Here is an 18,418-nt window from a genome sequence, read left to right as displayed (position 1 = left end):
CCGTCCGCCCGCGCCGAGAAGCTCCCGAGGAGGCCCATGGCCACCACCAAGCGTGACTACTACGAAGTGCTCGGCGTTGGCCGGAGCGCATCCGAGGACGAGATCCGCAAGGCGTACCGGCGGCTCGCCCTCCAGTTCCACCCGGACCGCAACAAGGACGCCGGGGCAGCCGAGCAGTTCAAGGAAGTCAAGGAAGCGTACGAGACGCTCGCGGATGCCGAGAAGCGTCAGTTGTACGACCGCTTCGGGCATGCGGCCGCCGAGCGCGGCTTCAACGGCAACGGCTTCAGCGGCTTCGCGGGCTTCGGCATCGAGGACATCTTCGAGAGCTTCTTCGGGGCGAACGCGGGCACGGCCGGCGGGCGGCGCAATCGGGTGCAGCGCGGTGCGGATCTTCGCACGGACGTCACGCTGACCCTGGAAGAGGCCGTCTTCGGCGTCGAGCGCGACATCACCTTCCCCAAGCACGAGACCTGCGCTCGCTGCGACGGGAGGAAGATCGAGCCTGGCAAGCAACCGGTCACCTGTACCCGCTGCAACGGCACGGGCGAGCTGCGGCGCAGCCACCAGTCGATCTTCGGGCAGATGGTCAACGTCAGCATGTGCGACCGCTGCCGGGGCGAGGGCAACATCATCCAGGATCCGTGCGTCGAGTGCCGTGGGCAGGGCGTGGTGCGGGCGACGCGCACGCTGCGGGTGAGCATCCCGGCCGGCATCGACGACAACTCGCAGATCCGGCTGGCCGGCGAGGGTGAGCCGGGGCCAGCGGGCGGCCCGGCCGGCAACCTCTACCTGCTGATCCACGTCCAGCCCCACCGCTACTTCCACCGCCAGGGCAACGAGCTGCTGGTCGAGCTGCCGATCAACGTCGCGCAGGCGGCGCTCGGCGACGAGCTGGAGATCGAGTCGCTCGACGGACCGGTGCCGATCAAGGTGCCGGCCGGCACCCAGAACGGGCGGACGATCCGGGTGCGGGGCAAAGGTGTGCCGTATCTCCGCGAACAGACGCGCGGCGACCTGCTGGTGCGGTTGAAGGTCTCGATCCCGACCGAGCTGTCGGCGCAGCAGCGCGACCTGTTCAAGAAGCTCGCGGAGACGTTCGACAGCAAGGTCACGCCGCAGGAAAACAAGGGATTCTTCGACAAGGTCAAGGATCTACTGGGCTAGCTGGTTGTGCTCCAGCGGTCGGGGGGTGAGGGCCATTCCCACCGTTGAGTGAGGGCCTCCATGCCATGGAGTCACCATGCCTGAAAGCTGGTTAGAGTTGAGCAGCGTCTCCGAGCCGGAGGCCGCGGACGCCGTTGCCGAGGTCTTCGGGCGGTGGGGACGGGGTGTCGCCATCGATCAACCGGTGCTGCAATCGCCAGATCAGGACGGCGGCTGGATCGACCCGAATCGCAACGTGGTCGTCAAGACGTACATCCCCCTGGACGAAGAGGCCGAGGAGAAGCGACGGCTGCTCGAAGAGGCGGCGTGGCACCTCGGGCGGCTCCGGCATGTCGAGCCGCTCCAGGTCAAGGTGATCGCCGAAGAGGACTGGGCGACATCCTGGAAGCGCTTCTTCTTCCCGCATCGCGTGGGGAAGCGACTGGTGATCGTGCCGTCCTGGCGACGACGCGCCCGCGAGCCGCAGGATCTGGTGATCCGCCTCGACCCGGGGATGGCGTTCGGGACCGGCCTGCATCCGACGACCCGGATGTGCCTCGCGGCGCTCGAAGACCTCGTCCAGCCCGACGACAACGTCTTCGACTTCGGGTGCGGCTCGGCCATTCTCTCGATAGCGGCGGCCCTCCTGGGCGCGAAGAGGATCGAGGCGATTGACGTGGACGCCATCGCCGTCGAGGTGGCGCAGGAGAACGCCCGACGGAACAAGGTGGCTCGGAAGATCCGGATCCGCAAGGGGACCGTCGAGCCGGGTGTGCCGGTCCCGGGCGCCCCGTTCGACGCAATCGCCGCGAACATCAGCACGTTCATCCTCAAGAACGCCTCAGCGGGCCTGCGCGACGCCATCAGGCCGGGCGGTCAGGCGGTGCTTTCGGGCATCCTGGCCACCGCGGCAGATGATGTGCGGGCTACCTACGAAGCAGCCGGGTGGGAGTACGTCGAGACGCGCGGCGAGGGCGACTGGATCGCCATGATCGTTCGACGACCGGCAGCGAGCTAGCCGGCAACCGGCTCGGACCGATGACGCGCGGCTTCCACCGGTTCTTCGTCCAGCCAGACGCCCTGCACGACGCCCGGCCTGGGGTCGATGTCGTGCTGACCGGTTCGCAGGCCCACCAGATCAGCCGCGTGCTCCGCCTGAAGTCTGGGCAGCAGGTCGTGCTGCTGGCAGGTGACGGCCAGGAGCACCTCGTGCGGCTGACCGAGGTCCGCTCCTCAACGGTGGTCGGCACGGTCGAATCGGTGCGGGCTGGCCGCCCCGAGCCGCGCCTGACGCTCACGCTCTACCAGGCGCTGGTCCCGCGCGAGCGCTTCGAGACGGTCCTCCAGAAGGGCAGTGAGGTCGGGGTTGCGCGCTTCGTGCCCACCTGGTGTGAGCGGAGCATCGTGCCGCGCGGCGAGGCCGTGGACGACAAGCGGCTGGAGCGCTGGCGGCGCGTCGTGACCGAGGCCGCCGAACAGTGCGAGCGCAGCACCGTGCCCGAGGTTGGCCGGCCTGCGAAACTCGCCGACGCGCTGGCAGAGGCGGCAGCACACGGTCCGGTGGTCGTGGCCTGGGAGCGCGAGTCCGAGCGAGGGCTGCGCGAGGTGCTGCGAAACGGGAAGGTCAGCATGGCACTCTTCGTCGGGCCGGAGGGCGGCTTCTCAGGCAGTGAGATCGAGCTGGCACGCCGTCTCGGCGCGCTGACCGTCTCGCTCGGGCCGCGCATCCTCCGCACCGAGACGGCCGGCCCGATCCTCGCCGCCCTGGCCCTCTACGAGGCTGGCGACCTCGAACCGCCGCCCGGCGATACACCAGCGGTCGATGCTGCTCCAATGGAGAATGTGCCATGACCCGACCGATCTTCCTCCTGACCGATTTCGGCACACGAGACACCTACGTCGGCGTGGTCAAAGCCGTCATGCTCGGCATCGCGCCGGACGCCACGCTGGTGGATCTCACCCACGAGATCCCGCCGCGGGACGTGCGGGCCGGCGCGTTCGCGCTGCTGACGGCCATCGAGTATCTCCCTGCTGACGCGGTCGTCATGGCCGTGGTCGATCCGGGCGTCGGGTCGGCCCGACGGCCCATCGCCGTGCAGGTGCGAGACCAGACATTCGTCGCTCCGGACAACGGGCTGCTCTCCTGGATCTTGCAGGATCTGGCCGGCCCGTCGTCCGACCGATCGCGCGCCGAGCGGCTGCGGATCGTCGAGCTGGACAGCCCCGAGTTCTGGCGCTCACCCCTCAGCGCGACCTTTCATGCCCGCGACCTGTTCGGGCCGGTGGCGGCGCACCTGGCGCGCGGCGTCCCATTGGATACAGTCGGATCGCCAGCCGAGCCAATCGTGGAGCTGCTGTTCCCGTCACCGCAGCTGACCCGTGCGCCCGGCGGCCAGATCGTCAAGGCCGAGGGGACGGTCGTCCACGTCGACCACTTCGGGAACCTGATCACCACGCTCGGGCTGGCCGACCTGCCGCGCCGACCGTCCGTCGTCATCGGCGACGAGATCGTCGAAGGTCTGTCGCCGCACTATCAAGTGGCCGAGGCCGGCCAGCTTGTTGCGCTGATCGGCAGCACTGGCCTGCTCGAGATCGCCGTGCCGAACGGAAGCGCCAGCAAGACGCTCGGTCTCGGCATCGGTGCTGGGGTCACCGCCACCTCAAACCACGACCAGGCCGGCCGTGACGCGCCGCGGCCACCCACTGCCTGACACTGGCCGCGGCAGACGCCTGCGACGGTCGCCGCTGGCGCTCGTCTGGCAGGCCACTGGTAGGATACGTGCATGCTGACCGACCAGCCGACCACCCCGCGTCCGCCGGCGCGCACAGCCGCCTTGCACTCGGTCGGGTGCAAGGTGAACCAGGGCGAGCTGCGCCAGTGGAGCGTCAGCCTTGCCCGAGTCGGCGTCAAGCTGGTCGATCCTGGTGAGCCGGCCGACCTCGCCATCGTCAACACCTGCAGCGTCACGGTGGACGGCGACAAGGGCTCCCGGAAGGCGATCCGGCAGGCTGCTCGTGCCAACCCTGACGGCTACCTCGTGGTCACGGGGTGCTACGCCTCGGTTGACGCCGGGGCCGTCGCCAGCATCGACGGCGTCGACCTTGTCGTCGGCAACGAGAGCAAGGACGGCATCGTCCGGGAGCTGGCGGCGGCGGGTCTCGTGCCGTCCATGCCGGACGTAGGGGACGCCGCGCCCGATGGAGACACCTGGACGCACCGCTCCGAGCGGCCCGGCTGGGTGACGCTCATGCCAGCCCTGGAGCGGCGGGGCCGGGCGTTCGTCAAGGTGCAGGACGGCTGCAACAGCCACTGTACGTACTGCATCGTGCCGCTGGCGCGCGGCCCACAGCGCAGCCGGCCGGTTCAGGCCATCGTCGACGAGGTCAACCTGCTCTACCGGCTGGGATACCGCGAGGCGGTGCTGACGGGCGTGCAGATCGGCGCGTACGGCTCGGACTGGGACCGCGCGACACGACGGGTCCACCAGGGCAGCGGCCCCTCGCTGACCACGCTGGTCGAGCGGGTGCTGACCGAGACCCCGATGCCCCGCATCCGCATCTCGTCGATCCAGCCGCAGGACTGGCCGCCCGGCTTCCTCGATCTCTGGAGCGACCCACGGATGTGCCGGCATCTGCACCTGCCCCTTCAGAGCGGGTCGGACACGGTCCTCAAGCGGATGGTCCGGCGGTACAGGACGGCGGACTTCCGTGCGCTGGTTGCGCGGGTTCGGGCGGTCCTGCCCGACGTCGCCATCACGGCCGACCTGATGGTTGGCTTCCCTGGTGAGACGGCTGCCGAGCACGCTGACAGCCTCACCTTCGTGCGGGAGATGGCGTTCGCGGAGCAGCACGTCTTTCGCTACTCGCCGCGCCCGGGCACAGCCGCCACCCGCCTGCCGGACGATGTGCCGCCGGCCATCAAGCGGCAGCGCAGCGACGAAGCCCGGGCGCTCGACGCGACGCTTCGCACGGCCTATCGATCTCGGTTCCTGGGTCGGACGCTGCCCGTGCTGTGGGAGGAGCTTGCGCCCGCACCGCTCCGAGACGGTGAGCCGGCGCTCTGGACCGGCCTGACGGACAATTACTTGAAGGTCTACGCGCGCGACACGACGGGAGCACTGCACGACGGGCAGATCACCCCGGTCCGCCTGGGCGCACTGGCCGAAGGCGGCATCTTCGGCACGCTCGCCCCGACTGCCGACATGGTCGTCGCGGCGCATCGCAGCGCGGCTGCAGCCCGCTCACGCTAGTTCATTTCGGCGCTCGGAAGGAGCCTCCCATGCCCGACTGCATCTTCTGCGGCATTGTCGCCGGGACCATCCCATCGAAGATGGTCTACCAGGACGACAGGATCACGGCATTCTGGGACATCGACCCGAAGATGCCGGTCCATCTCCTGATGATCCCGAACACCCACGTCGGCTCGGTCAACGAGCTGGAGGAGCGACACGAAGGCGACATCGGCTACCTGCTGCGAGCAGCACAGGCGGTGGCGAAGGAGGCCGGCGTTGGCGAGAGCGGCTTTCGGCTGGTGATCAACACCGGGCCGGACGCGCAGATGTCCGTCGGTCACCTGCACGTGCACGTCTTCGGCGGCCGACCGATGACGTGGCCGCCGGGGTGAGCGTGTCAGTGGCGCGGGGGCCGGGCCACTGACACGCCGTGGTCGGGATGGCGGACGGGAGGTCGTTTCTCGCCGCAGTCGGGATGACGATGGGCACCGAGCGACCCTGCGATTCACGCCTGCCGAGCCACTAGTCCAGCGAGCCGCGCGTCGTGGCTCCCGTGGTCGAACCGGTCGGCGCGGTGGACCGCCAGTCCTGATTCATCGTCTCGGTGGCGCTGTCCATCGCCTTCTCGTTCAGCTTCAGCCCATCCTGACGAAGCTCCTCGGCCACGACCGTCAGGATGATCTGATTGATGTCCTGCACCATGTCGGTGTAGGCGCGGTGGTGCCGCTCGGCCAGGGCCGCCGTCTTCTGGTCGTTCAGCATCAAGGCCGTCCCGTACAGCATGTGGTAGCCCATCGCCGCCAGGTTGAAGGCCGTGTAGTCGTCGCGCAGGATCTTGGAGGCGGCCTCCGGGCGAACCTTGTCGATGACGCCGGCCGCCATCCCGAAGAGGTTGGTCACAGCGCCCTTCAGCGTGCCGGTGCTGCTGCCGCCGATGCTGTCGAGGTGCGCCTTCATGGCATCGCGCTGGTTGCGGACCGTGCCATGAAACCGGCGGACCGCCATCGCCGCCTTGGGGTGATCCTTGACCTTTTCAACCTGGGCATCGATTGCCTGCTCGATATGCGCCTCCAGCGAGTACATGTCGCTGGCGTAGGTCTGAATCGTGGAAAGGCTCTTATCGTCGGCCATGAGCTGCCTCCTCTAGCTATGCGTCGCGCGGAGGGAGACACCGGGCGCCGTCTCCGGCCTCCAATCGGCGAGGGTACGCAGATTCCGTGCCCGGTCAGGACAATGCGTGGACGCGCTTCGGTCCGCCGGGGCCGGGCCAAAGTGTCGCCGGATTGACTGACTCGCGCCCGGATGGTGTCGTATAGTTGGTCGGCGCGAGTGCGGTCGCCGCGAGATGAGTGCGTCCGCCAGTCGGCCTGCGTCAGCGCCGACTGCCAATCGCACAGAATTCGGGACCGCGAGGCGAGCTGTTGTCCTCCATCGCCGACCGTGGCATTGCCGAGTCGCGAGCGCTGGAGGCCGCGCAACGCGGCGATCCCCACGCCTTCAACGAGCTTGTGCTGCTGCACCAGACGACGGTCTTCAACGTCGCGCTGCGGACCATCGGCCACCCCGAAGACGCCGCCGATGCCGCCCAGGAGACGTTCGTCGCGGCCTACCGCGCCCTGGGCGACTTCCGGGGCGGCTCCTTCAAGGCGTGGCTGCTGCGCATCACGGTCAACACTTGCTACGACTTGTTGCGGCGTCGGCAGCGGCGGCCCTCCACCTCGCTCGACGTGATCGTCGAGGAGAGCGGCGACAACCCGATCTTCGCCGACCGCCAGGTCAGCCCGGAGCGGGCGGCCCTCGGATCGGAGACGGTCAGCATGGTGGAGCAGGGGCTGCGGCTGCTGCCCGACGATCAGCGAACCATCGTCGTGCTGTGCGACGTCCAGGGGCTGAGCTACGAGGAGGCCGCCGAGATCGAAGGCATCGCGCTGGGGACGGTCAAGTCACGGCTGAGCCGCGCCCGCGCCCGCCTTCGCGAATTCCTGACCGAACGCGGGGAACTTCCGAGCGAGCTTGAGCGTCATGATCAGTAAGATGCGAACAGCGCCGCGTGGCGCGCACGCTGGGCCGGGCAGCCCCGGTGATGCAGGGCACTCTCCTTGCAGGGGGCTGGCAGGACACTGGCGAGCGTGCACAGCGCGGCGAGAGTTCGTTACCCTAGCGCCCCAGTGGGTTGGTGTAGGGCAGCGGTTGGAGACTGGCATGTACCTGGGAAGTGCGGCTCGTGCGTGAGATCGGGAGTCCGGAGCACGCGTCGACCGAGCAGTTGTCGGCACTGCTCGACGACCGGGCTGAGCCCGGCGACCGCTGGTTCCTGACGGACCACGTCGATGGGTGCCACCGGTGCTCGTCCGAGCTTGAAGGCTTGCGCTCGGTCCAGATGCTGCTGCGGGCGATACCCCTGCACCTTCCTCCCCGCAACTTCACCATCCCCGTCCCCCTTGCGGCGTCCAGGCCACGATACCAGCGGCTGATCCCGTTCACGCGGGCGCTGAGCGCGCTGGCCGCCGTCCTGTGCGTAGTCTTCTTCTCGGCGGACGCCCTGCTGCTGGGAGGCACCTCGGCCAAGCAGTACCAGGAGACGTCCGGCGCGATGCAGATCACCACGACGATGGTCGGGGGGCAGCCGTCGGCACGGTCGGCAGCCGAAAACGCCGCCGAGGCCCGCACAGGCACGACAGCCGGCCGCGCCGAGTACCCGCCCGTGGCCGAGGCCGCGAAGCCGGCCGAGGCGAGACCCGCCGACGCCGCCAGACCGGCCGAGGCTGCGAAGCCGGCCGAAGCTGCAAGGTCCGCGCCGGCGGCCAGCGCGGCGAGACCGGCCGCGGCGGCGCCACCTCCCGCGCCAGCGGCGGCGCCCGCGGCCGCTGCACAGCCTGCACAGCCAGGATCCGCCGCAAAGCCAGCGGCTGCGCCGGCCGTCCAGCCGGCCCCTGCCCTCGCCCCCACGCTCGGCCCCCTGGGCACGACGGCCCCCTTCCAGGCCACCCAGCAGCCGGCCCAGGCCACGATGCCGCCGCGCACCACCTCTGTCGCCGTGATCGCGCCGCCGCAAGCTCCGGCCGGCACCGGCGCGGAACTTGCGCCGATCGCGCCAGGGACCACCGCCGACCTGCCGACCCGGGTCGCCGGCTTTGAGGTCACGCCGCTGCGCGCGGGCGGCCTGATCCTGGCGCTGATCGCGCTTGTCCTGCTCGGCTGGTCATTGGCGCTGGGCCGGGCGGCGCGCACTTGAACCCATGCCGGCCTGAGACCATTCTGAGACCATACGGGTGCGGCGTCGGGCGCTCTCGGGATCAGCAGACCCGGCAGCGCCCTCTCCGCCTGCCCCGTACATGCCCCCACGCGCTGAGGCCGCGCAGCCTCAGCGCACCGCAGAGAGGTCAGGGTCTGCAGGTGGCGTCACCACAGACGATCAGCTTCAAGTTGCCGTTGGTGACGTCGTAGTAGCTCACGACCGGGTGGCCGCTGGCGTTCAGCTGCAGCGAGGTGTACTGGCCGACATCCCCGCCAGAGTCAAGCGTGCGGATGGTGGGGGCCGAGCAGGTGGCGTCTCCGCAGACGAGCAGCTTCAAGTCGCCATTGCCCTCGTCGTAGTAGCTCACGACCGGCTTGCCGCTGACGTTCAGCTGCAGCGAAGTGTACCAGCCGACGTTGCCCGCTGTATCGAGGATGCGGATGGTGGGGGCCGAGCAGGTGTCGTCATCGCAGACGAGCAGCTTCAAGTCGCCGTTGGTGCTGTCGTAGTAGCTCACGACCGGGTAGCCGCTGGCGTTCAGCTGCAGCGAGGTGTACCGGCCGACATTGCCCGCTGTGTCAAGGGTGCGGATCGTCGTGCCGGCCAGGCAGGTGGCGTCTCCGCAGACCATCAGCTTCAAGTCGCCGTTGGTGCTGTCGTAGTAGCTCACGACCAGCTTGCCGCTGGCGTGCAGCTGCAGCGAGTTGTCCCGGCCGACGATGCCCCCTACATCAAGGGTGCGGATGGTGGAGGCCGAGCAGGTGGCGTCTCCGCAGACGAGCAGCTTCAAGTCGCCATTGCCCTCGTCGTAGTAGCTCACGACCGGGTGGCCACTGGCGCTCAACTGCAGCGAGGGGTACCGGCCGACGTCGAACGCTGTATCGAGGGTACGGATGGTGGGGGCCGAGCAGGTGGCGTCTCCGCAGACGATCAGCTTCAAGTCGTTGATGATGGCCGACCCGTAGCTCACGACCGGGTGGCCGCTGGCGTTCAACTGCAGCGAGGTGTTCAGGCCGACATCCCCGCCAGAGTCAAGCGTGCGGATCGTCGTGCCGGCCGAGCAGGTGGCGTCTCCGCAGACGAGCAGCTTCAAGTCGCCATTGCCCTCGTCGTAGTAGCTCACGACCGGCTTGCCGCTGGCGTTCAGCTGCAGCGAGGTGTACCAGCCGACGTTGCCCGCTGTATCGAGGATGCGGATAACGTTTGTCGATGCGGGCGTTGGTGTACCCGTGGAGGTCGGGGGACCTTCGTTGGACTTGTCCGTGGTGGAAGGCTGGCGGGGCTGCTCGCGTATCTGGACCGAGCCGGTCGAGCGGCCCTGGTTGGCCGTGCCCTGGCGGTCGGTCTGGTTGGTCACGCTGCTCGCGACGAGCGTCCCGTCCGGCAGCACCTCCACCTCGACGCTCAGCAGGTCGTCCTGGGCGATCTCCGGCAGCCGGCCGCGGACCCAGGCCAGGCTGATCGTGTAGCGGACGGGCGCGCCGCTGTCATCCGAGACGATGGTCAGGCTGCCGGCCGGCGAGAGCGACGAGCCGCTCGGCTTGCCACCGTCCGCCAGCCCGACCAGCGTGAAGCTGGCCTGGACCGTGGACGTCGCAGGCTGGAGCACCATCACGCCAGTCAGGAGCGCCAGCAGCGCCATGGCAGTGAGTCGGTTGAGCATGGAACGCAATCACCCTTCGACAACGCGCAAGTCTACACAGACCTCGGGCTTCTGTCAAAACTCCAGCTACTGTCTTCTCAGGGTGATTGCATGTCGGGCGCGTCGTGCGCTGAACCCGTCAACCTGAGAGTGGCTGGCCTGCTCCTGCTGGCCCGAGCGTCGCCAGCAGGCGTGCCCCTGCCCGCTCCGGCGGTGTGGGCCAGCCGTCGGCATGGCTGGCCTGCCGCGCCACCCGGGGCAACACGTCCAGCGACACCGCTTCGACGATCTGGTCGGGCATCACGACCACCTCGGCCAACCAGGACGTTGCGCCGTCCTCGACCAGGACACGGTCGCCGTGGCGGAGCGTCACCCCGTTGGGCGACGCCCACACCAACCGATGCCGTAGCCAGCCGGTCACGGCTCGGACGCCGACCGGGCGCTCGCCAGCCACGCTCAGGCCACCCGGTCCGTGCGCGGCAGATCGAGCGCCACAACGTCGAGTGCGAGCCGTGCGTTGACGTTCTGATCCAGCATCTGGAGGATGTCGCGGACGCTCTCCACGGCTGCGCCGGCCTGTCGGGCGTCGAGCGTCCTGGCCAGCCGCTCAAGTTGCCCTCGCCGGTCCAGGTTCACGATCCGATGGGCCAGCCCGCCCTGGAGCAGCAGCACGTCGCGCCACCAGCGCAGCCAGACCTGGAGCGTCTCGCGCACGCTGTCCTGATCCTTCGACCAGCGGTCCCCGAGGGTCCGCGAGAACTGGAGCCGCCCCACCCGGTCCGCCGAGAGCAGCGCCGTCAGCTCGTCCAGGTGCTTCGCGCGCCGTTCGAGCGCCCGGCTGTCCCCGGCAAGGTCGAGCGCCCGCCCGACGCAGCCGTCGGCCAGCGCGGCGATCAGCTCGGCCCGCTCAGGCTCGACGTTGCTCTGCTGGGCGAGATAGCCGGTCAGCCGCTCCCGTTCGAGGGGCTTCAGGCGCAGGTGCTGGCAGCGCGACACAATCGTTTCGAGCGTCGCCTCAGGATCGACGGTCGTCAGGACCATGACGACGGACGGCGGCGGCTCCTCGATGGTCTTGAGCAGGCGGTTGGCAGCATCTGGGTGCAGAAGCTCGGCCTGCTCCAGGATGTAGACCTTGCGGTAGACGTCGGCGGCCCGCAACGACGCGTCGGCCTGGATCGACTCCACGTCCGCCACCCGGATCACGCGGTGTGGCGCCTGCACGCCGACAACCCGAACCTCGGGGTGCCCGCCGCTCTCGATCAGGCGGCAGCGGCGGCACGCGCCGCAGGGCGGATCGCCGGCGGCGGCCTCGTCCGCGAACAGCGGGCCGTGCTCGACGCCCGGGCCGAGACGCTCGCAGTTCAGCGCCTGGGCCAGCCGCACGGCCAGCGTCCGCTTCCCGACGCCGAGCGGGCCGCTGATCAGGTAGGCGTGGCCGATGCGCCGGTGCTGAATCGACCGGCGCAGGAGATCGACGGCCCGCTCGTGGCCGACGATCCCCCAGGGATGCTCGGTGGACACGCCGCCTACATGCCCGTGAGCGGCGGCGGCTGGATCCGAAGGTCGTTGGCGATGGCGCGCACGCCCTGGACGCCGCCGGCCACTTCCTCGGCGTACTCACGGTCCTCGTCGGTGATGACCTCGCCGGAGATCGTCACCACGCCCCGCTCGGCGGTCGCCTTGAGCCCGTGAATCCAGATGCCGGCGTTCGAGATCAGCACTGCTTCGACCCGCGAGGCGAGCGCCAGGTCGTCGATGGCCTGGAGCGAGGAGGCCGTCGGGGTGATCTCGGCGCGCTCCAGCGAGTAGGCGAGCAACTCGACCGCCTGGTTGATCTCCAGGTTGGCCGTGTTCAGCACCATGTCGTAGGCGTGCACGTCGAGCCAGTCGGCGTTGTACATGTAGCGGATGAACCCGCCGCGCTCGCGGTCGCTCCGCCGCACGACCTCGGCCGCCGTGTTCGGGTCCAGGTTGCCGGCGTGGCGCTCGATCACGCGCTGCACGCGCACGTTGGTCGGCGCGAGCGTGATGGTCCGGAGCGCATGGCTCATGCCGCGCATCAGGTAGTTGCCGCCCAGCCCGACGATGACGGCATCGTCGTCCTTGGCGAACCCGTAGACCCCACACCGCACCACGATGGCGTGACGGCGGCGTTCCTCGTTCAGACGCTCCCAGAAGGACGGGCGCGTCTCGGCGATCTCGGGCGCATTGGCCTCGACCTCGCCAAACTCGCGCACGTAGTCAAGCAGCAGGCGATGATCGAGGTATCGGTAGTTCAGACGCTCGGCCAGCGCCCGGCCGATCTCGTCACCCCGACTCCCCAACAGACGCGCAATGGTCACCACTGGCATGTCACCCTCCGCGCCCCAATGCGCTGGAGCGTCCGCCGGCTCCGGCAGTGACCGGATTCTAGCATCTGCCCGAATCGAAGGGAGACGTTTCTGCCGGTCGTGACAGGGCCGACAGGTCGCGGCCGCCAGGATGGTGAGCGCGAGCCTGACGGCGCGTCGGCAGCGGCTACGGAGCCCGGGCGGCTGGCGAGCCCTGCGGCACCAGGTTGTCTGGCGGCCGCGACGCACGCGCGCCGTTGGAGACGGTCCGCTGAGCCAGGCTCGGCGAAGCGACTGGCCGGGCCGTCGCGTTCGGGTCGGGCGTCGGGAGCGCCCGTGTCGGCAACGGCGTCGAGTCCGGGATCGTCTCGGCGACGGTCAGCGTCGGGGTGGTGGCCGGCGAGCCGCCGACCGTGACGACGAGGTACGGCGCGCCGCCATCGCCCGAGCGCGTGAGCGTGCCAGCCGACGACAGGCCGGTGTCCAGCAAGGCGCAGCCAGTGGTGACGAGCGCCAGGAGGCAGGCTGTCACGCTCATCCAGAAGGCGCGCCGCATCAGGGAATGAGAACGCATCAGGCTGACAATCCTCGCGAAGGCACGGCCATGTTGGCGCGGATTCGCACCATACACATGGTCTTTCACACATTCAAACGTCGAGGGGTGGCCGACGAGGACATTTCGTGGCACGCTCTCCAGACGGCAGCCCGACCCGTTCGCCGGCCCGCTTCGCCCCGCGATCCCTGCGCGCGCCCGGTGCTCATCCCTCTTCTGTCTCCTGAAGGCGACGAAACACCCATACCGTTGCCACAACTCGCGATCCGGACTACAATCGCCCAATACCTGCCCGAACGTGACGACCAGCGGGGTTGTCTCTTGCGACGGCATGGGGATTGAGTCCCGGTGTGTCCGCTCCTGAGCCGCTGATCCGAGATCGCGTGTCCCACGGGCGCACCCGGCAGCCGCTGGTGCCCATCCGGCGGTTCCTGCGCCGTGAAGCCGCATCTTCTGTCGCACGGCCTGAGCGCTCGACGCTCTGGATCGGCGCCCTCGTCCTGGCGATCCTCGCCCTGGCCCTCGCGCCGCTCGACCTGCTGCTGCCGAAGGCCCCGCTGGCTGGCCGGATCCGCGACGCCGCCTCCGGCGAGCCGATTGCCGGCGCACGCATCGGCGTCGGGCGGTCGGCGACCCAGACCGGCGCCGACGGCCGCTTCGCCGTGGATCGCGTCAGCCCGACCGACCGCCTGCAGGTCGAGGCTGACGGCTACCAGTCGGCCCAGGCGAGCATCCTGGCGCGGCGACAGGTGGACGTCGAGCTGGCGCCGCGCGCGTTCGCCATCGACGCCCGCGACGCCGAGACCGACGAACCAGTTGCCGACGTCATCGTGCAGGCGGCTGGCGCACGGGCGCACTCGGTCACCACGGGCCAGTTCCGCATCGAGCCAGCCCGTGAATCACTTCAGGTGACCGTCTCGTCTCCCAACTACCGGGACGCGCTGGTCACCTTCCGTGGCGAGCCGAGCTTGCGCGTTCACCTGCAGCCACGGATCCTTGGCGCGGTCATCGACGGCACCACCGGCCGCCCGATTCAAGGGGCGTTCGTCTCCGACGGCGACCTTGCCATGACGACCGACACAAACGGCCGGTTCGAGCTCGAGCGCCGGCCGCGGGGTCCATTGCGGGTGCTCGCGCCCGGCTTCAAGCGGCTCGACCTTGACGCCAGCCAGAGCCGGCTCGTGGTCGCCAGCCTCGAACCGTTCACGGCGCGCGCCGTCTATCTGACCTACTTCGGCGTTGGCGACCGTGCCCTGCGCGAGAACGTACTGGCGCTCACCGAAAAGACCGAGGTCAACGCCGTCGTCATCGACGTCAAGGGCGACCGTGGCCGGTTGTCGTACCGCAGCAGCGTGCCGCTCGCGGAAGCCATCGGCGCGAACGCCGAGACCACTGTCCCGAACATCGACGAACTGCTCCAGCAACTGAAGCAGCGAAACGTCTACACCATCGCGCGGATCGTCGTGTTCCGCGACGAGCTGCTGGCGAAGAACGGCGAGCCGGCCGGCGTGGACGTGGCCGTCCGGGAACGACTGACCGACAAGCCCTGGACCGATGCCGAGGGCCGCTTCTGGGTCGATCCGTTCCGCCCCGAGGTCTGGGAGTACAACGTCCAGCTTGCGCGCGAGGCGGCCCTCAAGGGCTTCGACGAGGTCCAGTTTGACGACGTGCGCTTCCCTGTCGAGCAGGCCGGCGGCGGGATGCTCGCCAATCAGGCCCGCTATTCGCGGCCCTGGCACACTGCACGGGATCGGGTGGACGCCGTCAGCGACTTCCTGCGGCGGGCGCACGACGAGGTCCGCGTCTCGGGCGCGTTCGTGTCGGCCACCGTGATGGGGTACGTCGCCTGGAACGACGGCGACAACGGCGTCGGCCACGAGTTGACGACGCTCGCCAGCCTGGTTGACTACCTCTGCCCGACGTTCTACCCATCGTCGTTCAGGGCCGGCGTGCCGGGCTTCATCAACTACCCGCAGGTGATCCAGCGCCCGCACGATGTCGCCTTCGAGAGCGTCCGGCGGGCGCGAGCGCGAACGCTGGAGCAGGGCGCGGTCGTGCGGCCCTGGCTGCAATACTTCGACGACTACTCCTGGCAGACGGGCCGCGCGTATCGGACGGCCGAGATCGACGCCCAGCGGACCGGTGCGATGGCGGCGGGAGCGAACGGCTGGATGATGTGGGATCCGTCGAACAAGTACGCCCGTGGCGGACTGGGCGTTCGTCCGTGACCGACCGCCCAACCCTGAGTCTCGATCCAGCGCTGATCGAGCGCGTCCTGGCCGAAGCGCTGGCAACGGGGGGCGAGTTCGCGGACCTGTTCGCGGAGGACCGGCGGGCGACCACCTTCACGATGGAGGACGACCGTCTCGACCGGCTGCAACTGACCCAGGAGCGAGGGGTCGGGGTGCGCGTCGTCGCGAACGGGGTCACGGGCTACGCCTACGCCGATGGGTGGGACGAGGCGGGGCTGCTCTCCGCGGCGCGCGCGGCCCGTGATGTGGCGCACGCGCCTGCGCCCAGCGCCCAGGTCTCCCGGCTGATCCCCGTCGAAGCTGGACACGCCCCGCGGCCGGCCCGGCCAGCCGAGTGGGCCACCATCGACGAGCGGGCGGCGCTGCTCGAACGGGCCAATGCTGCCGCCCGCGAGGCCGGCCCCGAGGTCGTCCAGGTCACCGTTCGATTCGCCGACGTGGTGCAGCGGGTGCTGATCGCCAGCTCAGACGGCACGCTGGCCGAGGACGAGCGGCGGGTCGTGCAGATGATGACGGCGGTCACCGCCGAGCGGAACGGCGTTCGGCAGGTCGGGCGGCGGGCGCGCGGTGGGCAGCTTGGCCTGGAGTTGTACGACCGCCACGCCCCGGAGATCCTGGGGCGCGAGACGGCGGACGGGGCCATCCGCATGCTCGACGCGATCCCCGCGCCGGCCGGCACGATGCCGGTCGTGATCAGCAACGGCTGGGGCGGCGTCCTCTTTCACGAGGCGGTCGGCCACGGACTTGAGGCCGACCACATCGAGCGGAACAGCTCGGTCTACGCCGGCAAGCTCGGCCAGCGGGTCGCCAACCCCATCGTCACCCTGATCGACGACGCGACGATCCCCAACCATCGTGGCTCGTACCGCGTGGACGACGAGGGTGTGGCCGGGCAGCGGACGATGTGCGTGGTGGACGGCGTGCTGGAAGGGTACCTGACGGACCGCAAACACGCCCGCGCGCTGGGCCTGCCCACGTCAGGAAACGGACGGCGGCAGTCGTTTCAGAAGCTGCCGATTCCGCGCATGACCAACCTGATCGTGCAGCCCGGGCCGAGCACGCCCGAAGAGGTGCTGGCCGACACGCCGCGCGGCCTCTTCGTGGTCAGCCTGGGAGGCGGGCAGGTGGACACCACCAGCGGGCAGTTCGTGTTCTCGGTCACCGAGGGCTACCTGATAGAGAACGGACGCCTGACCGTGCCCGTGCGCGGCGCGACGCTGGCCGGTGACTCGTTCTCGGTGCTGGCGCGCGTGGACGCCGTGGCCAACGATTTCGCGCTCGACCCGGGGCTGGGCACCTGTGGCAAACAGGGACAACACGTGCCCGTCGGCGTCGGCCAGCCGACGCTGCGAGTCAGCGAGATGATCGTCGGCGGGACGGCGGGGGGCGGCGCATGAGCGCCCCACTCTCGGCCACTGACGGACTGGACATCTGCGCGGACATCGTCGAGCGTGCCCGTGCGGCGGGCGCCGACGAGGCCGAAGCGTACTTCGAGGCCGCGACCAACCGCGTGGTGGATGCGCGGGGCGGCAGCATCGAGTCGCTGACGACGGCCGGGACGCGCGGCGTCGGCGTGCGGGTGCTGGTCAACGGCGCGCTCGGGTTCGCAAGCGGCTCGGACCTGGACCCGGCCGGCCGGGCCGACCTCGCGGAGCAGGCCGTCTGGCTGGCCCGTGCCAGCGCTCCCGACCCCTCCCGTGTCCTCCCCGATCCGGCCCCGATCTCGGCGGCCGACCTTGGCATCTTCGATCCAGCCGTCCCCGAACTGTCGGTCCAGGAGATCGTCAGCCTCCTGACCCGCACGGAGCAGGCCGCCTTCGCGGCGGATACCCGCATCGACGCGCCGCACATCGAGCGCTTCGGCCAGACCGTCGAGCGCATCGCCGTCGCAAACAGCCGTGGGATCGCGCTGACGACGGCGGCCACATCCTGCTACATCTCGCTGAGCATCATCGCGCGCCAGGACGGCCTCGCCGAACGCGGCTACGCTGGCGTGGTCGCCCGTGGCCCCGGCGGCCTCGTGCCGGAGGAGATCGGCCGGCGGGCGGCCCTGCGAGCCGTCACCCCGATGGGCGGCGCGCCGCTGACCACCCGTCGCGCCACCGTTGTCTTCGAGCCAGACATCATCGCGGACCTGCTGCGTGGGGTCTCACAGGCGCTCTTCGGCGATGCCGTGGTCAAGGGGCGCTCCCTCTTCGCGGCGCGCAACGGCGACGAGCCGTGGATCGGGCGGCGAATCGGTGCGGCAACGGTCACCTTCGTGGACGATGGGACGGTCTCCGGTGCGCCCGCCACCCTCCCCTTCGACGGTGAGGGCGTTCCCAGTCAGCGCACGCCGCTGATCGAGCAGGGCGTGCTGCGCGGCTTCCTGCACAACGTCGAGTCGGGGCGGCAGGCCGGCGCAGGCTCGACGGGGAACGGCACGCGCTCGCAGTTCAAGTTCCTGCCGGAGGTCGGCGGGACCAACCTGATCCTCAGTCCGGGGACGCGCTCACCTGAGGAGCTGATCGCCGGCGTGGACGAGGGACTGTACGTCGTCTCGTCCAGGAATGTCGGCGGCATCAACCCCGTCAGCGGTGACTACTCGGTCGGGGCGTCTGGGCGGCGGATCTCCAACGGCGAGCTTGCCGAGCCGGTCAGCGGCGTGACACTCGCAGCGCCGATGCTCCAGGTGCTGGAGAACCTCCGCGAATGCGGCTCGGACCTGCGCTGGATCAGCGGCGCAGGCGGGTACGTGGGTGCGCCGACCGTCGTCGTGGACGACGTGACCATCGGGGGGCGGTAGCGGCGGCCTGTTGGGCGGCGTATCGGGCGGCCTGTTTGTCAGTCGCCGGCGGTGTTCCCGAAACGCCGTCAAGCGAGCGGTCGGGGACTGAAGTCTCCGCCTACACGCATGCAGTCGCTGCGCGACGGCCGTCGGGAACGGCAGGCACTGGTGCGACTGGCGCGTCGCGCAGCGACTGCAGGATCGTAGGCGGGGCTTTCAAGCCCCGACGCGGCGGCACGACGCGCTCAACATACGATT

The 18,418-nt window shown here is 69.7% G+C and carries 17 protein-coding genes; 11 read left to right on the top strand and 6 right to left on the bottom strand.

What is annotated here, in order from left to right; genetic code table 11:
- Nucleotides 1-36 precede the first annotated feature (36 nt).
- The 6 genes from dnaJ to IT306_08055 all read left to right on the top strand — a co-directional run bounded on the left by dnaJ (nucleotide 37) and on the right by IT306_08055 (nucleotide 5,770).
- On the top strand, nucleotides 37-1,167 hold the full coding sequence (dnaJ, locus tag IT306_08080; GenBank protein MCC7368365.1) for a molecular chaperone DnaJ: 1,131 nt from the start codon (nucleotides 37-39) through the stop codon (nucleotides 1,165-1,167).
- A gap of 76 nt (nucleotides 1,168-1,243) precedes the next feature.
- Complete coding sequence (gene prmA, locus IT306_08075) at nucleotides 1,244-2,164, top strand: 50S ribosomal protein L11 methyltransferase (GenBank protein ID MCC7368364.1); 921 nt, start codon at nucleotides 1,244-1,246, stop codon at nucleotides 2,162-2,164.
- A 20-nt stretch (nucleotides 2,165-2,184) separates the two neighbouring features.
- The gene (locus tag IT306_08070; protein ID MCC7368363.1) at nucleotides 2,185-2,997 is read left to right on the top strand and encodes a 16S rRNA (uracil(1498)-N(3))-methyltransferase; all 813 of its coding nucleotides are present in this window, start codon (nucleotides 2,185-2,187) and stop codon (nucleotides 2,995-2,997) included.
- Entirely contained in the window at nucleotides 2,994-3,857 is an 864-nt protein-coding gene (locus tag IT306_08065) for an SAM-dependent chlorinase/fluorinase (protein ID MCC7368362.1), read from the top strand. The genes IT306_08070 and IT306_08065 overlap by 4 nt, the downstream gene beginning before the upstream one ends.
- A gap of 72 nt (nucleotides 3,858-3,929) precedes the next feature.
- Entirely contained in the window at nucleotides 3,930-5,396 is a 1,467-nt protein-coding gene (gene mtaB, locus IT306_08060) for a tRNA (N(6)-L-threonylcarbamoyladenosine(37)-C(2))-methylthiotransferase MtaB (protein ID MCC7368361.1), read from the top strand.
- A gap of 29 nt (nucleotides 5,397-5,425) precedes the next feature.
- Complete coding sequence (locus IT306_08055; protein ID MCC7368360.1) at nucleotides 5,426-5,770, top strand: histidine triad nucleotide-binding protein; 345 nt, start codon at nucleotides 5,426-5,428, stop codon at nucleotides 5,768-5,770.
- A 130-nt stretch (nucleotides 5,771-5,900) separates the two neighbouring features.
- Here IT306_08055 and IT306_08050 read toward each other — a convergent pair whose 3' ends face one another.
- Nucleotides 5,901-6,509, bottom strand: a complete 609-nt coding sequence (locus tag IT306_08050) for a DUF892 family protein (GenBank protein ID MCC7368359.1) — start codon at nucleotides 6,507-6,509, stop codon at nucleotides 5,901-5,903.
- Nucleotides 6,510-6,823: 314 nt separating this feature from the next.
- On the opposite strand from IT306_08050, the gene IT306_08045 reads away from it, so the two are divergent.
- Nucleotides 6,824-7,411, top strand: a complete 588-nt coding sequence (locus IT306_08045) for a sigma-70 family RNA polymerase sigma factor (GenBank protein ID MCC7368358.1) — start codon at nucleotides 6,824-6,826, stop codon at nucleotides 7,409-7,411.
- A 191-nt stretch (nucleotides 7,412-7,602) separates the two neighbouring features.
- Nucleotides 7,603-8,613 carry a hypothetical protein gene (locus tag IT306_08040; GenBank protein ID MCC7368357.1) on the top strand — a complete coding sequence of 337 codons (1,011 nt, stop codon included), beginning with the start codon at nucleotides 7,603-7,605 and terminating at the stop codon, nucleotides 8,611-8,613.
- 148 nt (nucleotides 8,614-8,761) lie between these two features.
- Here IT306_08040 and IT306_08035 read toward each other — a convergent pair whose 3' ends face one another.
- The 5 genes from IT306_08035 to IT306_08015 form a co-directional block, all read right to left on the bottom strand.
- The gene (locus IT306_08035; protein MCC7368356.1) at nucleotides 8,762-10,279 is read right to left on the bottom strand and encodes a hypothetical protein; all 1,518 of its coding nucleotides are present in this window, start codon (nucleotides 10,277-10,279) and stop codon (nucleotides 8,762-8,764) included.
- A gap of 118 nt (nucleotides 10,280-10,397) precedes the next feature.
- The gene (locus tag IT306_08030; protein ID MCC7368355.1) at nucleotides 10,398-10,712 is read right to left on the bottom strand and encodes a hypothetical protein; all 315 of its coding nucleotides are present in this window, start codon (nucleotides 10,710-10,712) and stop codon (nucleotides 10,398-10,400) included.
- A 2-nt stretch (nucleotides 10,713-10,714) separates the two neighbouring features.
- Complete coding sequence (locus IT306_08025) at nucleotides 10,715-11,779, bottom strand: DNA polymerase III subunit (protein ID MCC7368354.1); 1,065 nt, start codon at nucleotides 11,777-11,779, stop codon at nucleotides 10,715-10,717.
- 5 nt (nucleotides 11,780-11,784) lie between these two features.
- A complete protein-coding gene (locus IT306_08020) occupies nucleotides 11,785-12,609 on the bottom strand; it encodes a cytidylate kinase family protein (GenBank protein ID MCC7368353.1) in 825 nt (274 codons plus the stop codon).
- Nucleotides 12,610-12,775: 166 nt separating this feature from the next.
- Nucleotides 12,776-13,162, bottom strand: a complete 387-nt coding sequence (locus IT306_08015; protein MCC7368352.1) for a hypothetical protein — start codon at nucleotides 13,160-13,162, stop codon at nucleotides 12,776-12,778.
- 329 nt (nucleotides 13,163-13,491) lie between these two features.
- On the opposite strand from IT306_08015, the gene IT306_08010 reads away from it, so the two are divergent.
- The 3 genes from IT306_08010 to IT306_08000 are packed head-to-tail and all read left to right on the top strand — an operon-like array spanning nucleotide 13,492 to nucleotide 18,178.
- Complete coding sequence (locus tag IT306_08010) at nucleotides 13,492-15,369, top strand: carboxypeptidase regulatory-like domain-containing protein (GenBank protein MCC7368351.1); 1,878 nt, start codon at nucleotides 13,492-13,494, stop codon at nucleotides 15,367-15,369.
- Nucleotides 15,366-16,790 (top strand): TldD/PmbA family protein, encoded by a 1,425-nt coding sequence (locus IT306_08005; GenBank protein MCC7368350.1) that lies wholly within the window; start codon nucleotides 15,366-15,368, stop codon nucleotides 16,788-16,790. The genes IT306_08010 and IT306_08005 overlap by 4 nt, the downstream gene beginning before the upstream one ends.
- Entirely contained in the window at nucleotides 16,787-18,178 is a 1,392-nt protein-coding gene (locus IT306_08000; protein ID MCC7368349.1) for a TldD/PmbA family protein, read from the top strand. Before IT306_08005 ends, IT306_08000 begins: the two co-directional genes overlap by 4 nt.
- The last annotated feature ends 240 nt before the right edge of the window (nucleotides 18,179-18,418 follow it).

This window comes from Chloroflexota bacterium, from assembly GCA_020850535.1.
Lineage (GTDB): Bacteria > Chloroflexota > UBA6077 > UBA6077 > JACCZL01 > JADZEM01.
This window is presented reverse-complemented; position numbering and strand designations above follow the sequence as displayed.

What these genes read in the sequence shown, in the direction of transcription:
- IT306_08050 (MCC7368359.1), bottom strand. Translation starts at nt 6,509, where the DNA reads ATGGCCGACGATAAGAGCCTTTCCACGATTCAGACCTACGCCAGCGAC.
- IT306_08065 (MCC7368362.1), top strand. Translation starts at nt 2,994, where the DNA reads ATGACCCGACCGATCTTCCTCCTGACCGATTTCGGCACACGAGACACC.
- IT306_08015 (MCC7368352.1), bottom strand. Translation starts at nt 13,162, where the DNA reads ATGCGTTCTCATTCCCTGATGCGGCGCGCCTTCTGGATGAGCGTGACA.
- dnaJ (MCC7368365.1), top strand. Translation starts at nt 37, where the DNA reads ATGGCCACCACCAAGCGTGACTACTACGAAGTGCTCGGCGTTGGCCGG.
- IT306_08055 (MCC7368360.1), top strand. Translation starts at nt 5,426, where the DNA reads ATGCCCGACTGCATCTTCTGCGGCATTGTCGCCGGGACCATCCCATCG.
- IT306_08035 (MCC7368356.1), bottom strand. Translation starts at nt 10,279, where the DNA reads ATGCTCAACCGACTCACTGCCATGGCGCTGCTGGCGCTCCTGACTGGC.
- IT306_08000 (MCC7368349.1), top strand. Translation starts at nt 16,787, where the DNA reads ATGAGCGCCCCACTCTCGGCCACTGACGGACTGGACATCTGCGCGGAC.
- IT306_08020 (MCC7368353.1), bottom strand. Translation starts at nt 12,609, where the DNA reads ATGCCAGTGGTGACCATTGCGCGTCTGTTGGGGAGTCGGGGTGACGAG.
- prmA (MCC7368364.1), top strand. Translation starts at nt 1,244, where the DNA reads ATGCCTGAAAGCTGGTTAGAGTTGAGCAGCGTCTCCGAGCCGGAGGCC.
- mtaB (MCC7368361.1), top strand. Translation starts at nt 3,930, where the DNA reads ATGCTGACCGACCAGCCGACCACCCCGCGTCCGCCGGCGCGCACAGCC.
- IT306_08070 (MCC7368363.1), top strand. Translation starts at nt 2,185, where the DNA reads ATGACGCGCGGCTTCCACCGGTTCTTCGTCCAGCCAGACGCCCTGCAC.